The following is a 5,629-nucleotide window of genomic DNA, read 5'->3' as shown; positions in this document are numbered from 1 at the left end:
TACAACACAGCAAGCTTGCCCAATGTGGGTGCCGATTGTTGAGAATAATGAGATAGGAAACGTCGGAGCTGACTACTTTATTAAGAAAGATCTGGATCAGCTTTTTCAGCACGATCCGGAGATTGATACGCTTATTTTGGGCTGTACTCATTATCCGCTTTTAATTGATAGTATTCGGCAGTATTTGCCCAAACCGGATGTTGAGATTGTTGAACAAGGAAAAATTGTTGCTGCCAGCTTGATTGATTACCTGGTGCGGCATCCTGAAATCGACTCACGATGTTCCAAACAGGGAAAACTCGATTATCTGACTACCGAGCAAGTTGAACTATTTGAAACCCGTGCCGGGCAGTTTATGTTGCAGGATGTAAAGGCACAAAAGATTCATCTTTAATCTTTAAGCTTGTTATCCCGAAATGGTTTCTCTGCAGGTCATCCGTAGACAGAGACAGGCTTTTAATTTTTTGTTTAAGCTTCTAAAAATGAAAAAGCGAAGGCTCAACCGTAGGAACCTTCGCTGTATGCTATTTGTCGGTGTTGATATGCTACCACAACTTTGCCGGATAAACTCCTGCTTCTGTCAGTTTTTTGATTTGTTCAACCACGAAAGCTTTATCTTCCGGGTAAGTTACCCCAAACCAAGGAGAATCGGCGGATAGTACTTTGGTATTAACCTCCCCCGATTTAATCAACTCGAAAACGACACTTGGGATATAGAACTCCGATTTCGGGAGATCCATTTTTTCATTCAGAAAAGCTTTAAACTGGCTTTCCAAATGCTCAAAAAGGCTGGGGTGAAAGCCCCAAAAATTCATTGACGCAGGTGTATTGTCGGCTACTTCCACGAATGAACTGTTTTCATCCTCAAAAACAATTACTTCACCTTCGCGTCGAATTTTGTGGCGTTCAGTTATCTCGACCAGATTTTCATGCTCGTCGGTTTTACAAATGCCACGGCTAACAGTGCCGTTTTCCGACAGGGTGTTTTTAATCAGGTACCCAACCATGCTGTAAGTGCTTGTGGATACTTGTGTACTAAAGAAATCAGCCATACACTGAAAGGCTTGCGCACCGTAAAAATCATCGGCATTAATGGCTGCAAAAGGCTCGTTAATCACTTCTTTGGCCATGAGGATGGCGTGACCGGTTCCCCAGGGTTTTTCGCGTCCATCAGGGCAAGTATAGCCCTCGGGGAGCTTGGTCAGTTCCTGGAAAACGTATTCAACTTCAATTTTACCTTTTAGCTTTTCATCGAAACGCTCTTTGAAGGCCTCAGCAAAACTTTGGCGGATAACAAAAACAACTTTGCCAAAGCCGGCACGAATAGCATCGTATACTGAATATTCGAGAATTGTTTCACCGTTTGGTCCGAAGGGATCAATTTGTTTCAATCCGCCATAGCGGCTTCCCATGCCTGCCGCCAGGATTAGTAGTGTTGGTTTCATATAAATTTTGATCGGTTACCGGCTATTTTACTTCTTCAGCTTCAGGGCTCTCTTTGTACCAGCTTGCGTAAGTGCTGTAAGCATTTGCAATGCGGTGCAGCTCATTTTCGGCTAAATCGGGGCTTAGCGACTTAATTTTCCGGGCCGGAATACCAGCATATACACTGTTGCTTTCAACATAAGTACCTTTTGTTACAACTGAGCCGGCAGCGATAATGGTATTGTCATTCACCACGGCGTCGTCCAATACAACTGCATTCATGCCAACCATGACGTGGTTTTTGATGGTACAGCCATGGATAATTGCACCGTGAGCAATGATGACATCGTCTCCGATATTGGTAGGCGATTTTTGATAGGTGGCGTGAATAACAGCACAATCCTGAACATTGGTGTTGTTACCAATCCGGATTGAATGGACATCGCCACGAATAACTGCACTATACCATACACTGCAATCTTTTCCCATTTCTACATCGCCTATAATAGCTGCATTTTCAGCTAAAAAGCAATTGTCTCCAAACTTTGGAGTTTTTCCTTTAAGTGTTCTTATGAATGCCATTATCTGTACTCATTTTAAATTGATTTGTAAAGATAACAAACCCTCTAAATATTGAACATGATCTTGATAAGCTTATTAATAAATGGTTATTTTTGCTAGGGAACAAAAAGAGCGCGCGGGGTACGATAAGTCTGAGAACTGTTAATTTATTACTTTTAAGACCTCTTTTTTTGAAATCCATAAGCATTATTGTAGGTATCTAAAATATTTATTACATGAAAGACGCAAAAGTTATAGAACTTGAAGAAGTTACTATCAGGTTCTCCGGAGACTCGGGGGATGGGATGCAGTTAACCGGAACATTGTTCTCGGATGCTTCTGCATTATTTGGGAATGATATTTCAACCTTCCCGGACTATCCTTCAGAAATCCGCGCGCCTCAGGGTACTGTTGGAGGAGTATCCGGCTTCCAGGTTCAGTTTGGTCAAAAGCAAATTAATACACCGGGTGATTTTGCCCATGTGTTAGTTGCGATGAATCCGGCAGCTATAAAGGCGAATGCTAATTTTATGAATCCGGGCGGGACAATCGTTTATGATGCGGATTCATTTACTCAAAAAAACTTTGACAAAGCTAATTTTAAAACCGACGATCCATTTACCGAATGCGAACTGCATGATTATTTCAAAATTCCGGTGCCAATTACAAGCCTGACACGCGAAAGTTTGAAAGATTACGGTTTGGATAATAAATCAATTCTTCGAAGCAAGAACATGTTCGCTTTGGGGTTGGTATGCTGGATGTTTGGTCGTCCGCTCGACTACATTGAAGAATACTTGAAGAAGAAATTCGCCAAAAAACCGTTGGTTGTCGAAACGAACCTGAGGGTGTTGCATGATGGTTATAATTACGGTATGAACATGCAGCACATGACTCCGCGGTATATTGTGCATGCTGCTGCTATTGAACGGGGAACTTACCGGAACATCAATGGTAACAATGCTACAGCTTGGGGATTGTTAGCTGCAGCAGAGAAAGCTGGTTTGAACTTATTCCTGGGTTCTTATCCTATTACACCGGCTACTGATGTGTTAACGGCTTTGGCAGCAAGAAAAGATTTGGGCGTGAAAACCTTCCAGGCTGAAGATGAAATTGCCGGTATTTGTACCGCTATTGGTGCGGCTTTTGCCGGTGACCTGGCTGTTACTTCAACTTCAGGTCCTGGTTTTGCATTAAAATCCGAAGCACTTGGCCTCTCTGTTATGACAGAGCTTCCCTTGGTTGTTGTGAATGTACAACGCGGTGGTCCGTCAACAGGTTTACCAACAAAAACAGAGCAGTCAGATTTGTTGCAAACGCTTTATGGCCGTAATGGTGAAAGCCCGATTGTTGTGTTGGCAGCAAGTACGCCATCCGATTGTTTCTACTATGCCTACTTGGCGGCTAAAATTGCCGTAGAACGCATGGTCCCTGTGGTATTGCTGACTGACGGTTTCTTAGGAAACGGTAGCGAACCCTGGCGTATTCCTTCAATGAGCGAATTGCCGTCGATTACACCACGAATTGCAAAAGATAAAGATAGTTTCCAACCCTATAAACGCGATGAAAAAACTTATGCCCGTGAATGGGCTGTTCCCGGAATGGAAGGTTTCCAACATCGTGTAGGAGGTTTGGAGAAAAATTTAAGTGGTTCTGTTAGTCACGATCCTGAAAACCACCAAAAGAACACGGAATATCGTGCCGAAAAAGTAGAGCGCGTGGTCGAAATGTTACCGGAACTGGAAGTTTGCGGTGATGAGGAAGGAGACTTGTTGGTTGTGAGCTGGGGTGGCACTTATGGTCATACGCTGAGTGCTGTTCGTGATCTTAGAGTTGAAGGGAAAAGTGTTTCATTAGCGCACTTTAATTTCATCAAGCCACTTCCAAAGAATACAAAAGAAGTTTTCAGCAAGTTTAAAAAGATCGTTGTTTGTGAGTTAAACATGGGACAGTTTGCTGGTTATTTGCGCGACAAGATCCCTGGATTCACTTACCACCAGGTGAACAAGATGAAAGGGTTACCATTCACCGTAAAAGAGCTGACCCAAAACTTTAATCAATTACTGGAGGACTAATAAATGGCTGAATTCAATTATACTGCAAAAGATTTTAAGAGTGAAAACGAGGTTCGCTGGTGTCCCGGTTGTGGAGACTATGCGATTATGAATTCCGTTCAGCGTACCATGGCAGAGATGAATATTCCGCACGAAAAATTCGCGGTAATCTCCGGTATTGGCTGTTCTTCTCGTTTCCCCTATTATATGAGTACTTACGGTTTCCACTCAATTCACGGTCGTGCCTCGGCTATTGCTTCGGGAGTGAAAACTGCAAACCCAGATCTGAATGTTTGGGTAATTACAGGTGATGGCGATGCTATGGCCATTGGAGGTAACCACTTCATTCATTTGGTGCGTCGTAACATTGATTTGAACCTGGTTCTTTTCAATAACAAAATTTACGGATTGACGAAAGGTCAGTATTCTCCAACTTCTGATCGCGGTGTTGTTACAAAAACGTCGCCTTTCGGAACTGTTGAAGATCCTTTCGTACCTGGTCAGTTGGTATTGGGAGCCAGTGGTAACTTCTTTGCCCGTGCAGTCGACAGTAATGTGAAACACACCCAGGAGGTGCTGAAATTAGCTGCTCAGCATAGTGGTACTTCGGTTGTGGAAGTGTTGCAAAACTGTGTGATCTTCAACGATGGTATTCACGAAGAAATTGCTGATCCGAAATATCGTAACGAACGTCAGTTATTCCTTGAAGATGGTAAACCAATGGTTTTTGGTAACGACAAGGAAAAAGGTTTAGTTTTCGATAATAAAGGGAAATTGAAAGTTGTTACAATCGGGCAAGATGGTTATACCCTTGATGATATTCTGGTTCACGATGCAAAATCGGTTGACCCAACTTTACACCTGGCATTAATCAACATGTCGTTGCCTGAATTCCCGGTTGCCATGGGGGTTATTCGCAGTGTTGATGCTCCGATCTATGATCAGGAAGTTGCGAAACAGATCGAAACAGTACAAGCGACTCGTAAAATTACGAATGTCGACGAACTGTTACGTTCAGGTAACACCTGGGAAGTTGATGAAGAATCAAGTAGCGATCCGGTACCGTTCTTCCTGAAAAAATGTCCTTTGAAACAAATGTAAGACGTAAAATATATGTTTCAGAAAAGGAGGCTTCGGCCTCCTTTTTTTGTAAGTCAATTGCTTGATTCGGAATTCAAGGCTCCTTGCAGAGATCATCCTGCCTTTTTCTATGTCGGACTGATTTTACTTTTTGTCTCTTGTTTTACTCTACGTTCTTTCCTGTTGATTCCCTGGAACCAGGTCTGTTTTTTGTTTTTACTCCCCTTCTTGTTCCGGTTTGCCACTCTACGCATCGGTGAACCGTCAAAACAGGACCCGGTTGCGGTCGTACGCTTTGGTAAACTACAACCGGAGAACCGGTTTGCTACTTCACGCCGGCGTAATCCTATCCCGGTAAACAGGTTTGCCACTCTACGCATCGGTAGACCGTCAACAAGAGAACCAGTTTGCGGTCGTACGCGTCGGTAATCCACAACCGGAGAACCGGTTTGCTACTTCACGCCGGGGTAATCCTATCCCGGTAAACAGGTTTGCCACCTTACGCATTG

5 protein-coding genes are annotated in these 5,629 nt (G+C 43.3%); 3 read left to right on the top strand and 2 right to left on the bottom strand.

The window, feature by feature from the left end:
* Positions 1 to 394 (top strand): glutamate racemase (locus AC37HE_RS08085; protein WP_500782318.1); only part of this gene is annotated, 394 nt, incomplete at its 5' end.
* Positions 395 to 545: 151 nt separating this feature from the next.
* Here the strand turns inward: AC37HE_RS08085 and AC37HE_RS08080 are convergent.
* Together AC37HE_RS08080 and AC37HE_RS08075 are read right to left on the bottom strand one after the other, a co-directional pair.
* Positions 546 to 1,445: a nucleotidyltransferase family protein gene (locus tag AC37HE_RS08080; RefSeq protein ID WP_500782317.1), complete on the bottom strand. Its 900-nt coding sequence runs from the start codon at positions 1,443 to 1,445 to the stop codon at positions 546 to 548.
* Positions 1,446 to 1,467: 22 nt separating this feature from the next.
* Entirely contained in the window at positions 1,468 to 2,007 is a 540-nt protein-coding gene (locus AC37HE_RS08075) for a gamma carbonic anhydrase family protein (RefSeq protein ID WP_500782316.1), read from the bottom strand.
* Positions 2,008 to 2,222: 215 nt separating this feature from the next.
* Between AC37HE_RS08075 and AC37HE_RS08070 the strand changes: the two genes are divergently transcribed.
* A complete protein-coding gene (locus tag AC37HE_RS08070; RefSeq protein WP_500782314.1) occupies positions 2,223 to 4,061 on the top strand; it encodes a 2-oxoacid:acceptor oxidoreductase subunit alpha in 1,839 nt (612 codons plus the stop codon).
* 3 nt (positions 4,062 to 4,064) lie between these two features.
* Positions 4,065 to 5,141: a 2-oxoacid:ferredoxin oxidoreductase subunit beta gene (locus tag AC37HE_RS08065; RefSeq protein ID WP_500782312.1), complete on the top strand. Its 1,077-nt coding sequence runs from the start codon at positions 4,065 to 4,067 to the stop codon at positions 5,139 to 5,141.
* Positions 5,142 to 5,629 lie beyond the last annotated feature (488 nt).

Source organism: Mangrovibacterium sp. (assembly GCF_059905295.1).
This window is presented reverse-complemented; position numbering and strand designations above follow the sequence as displayed.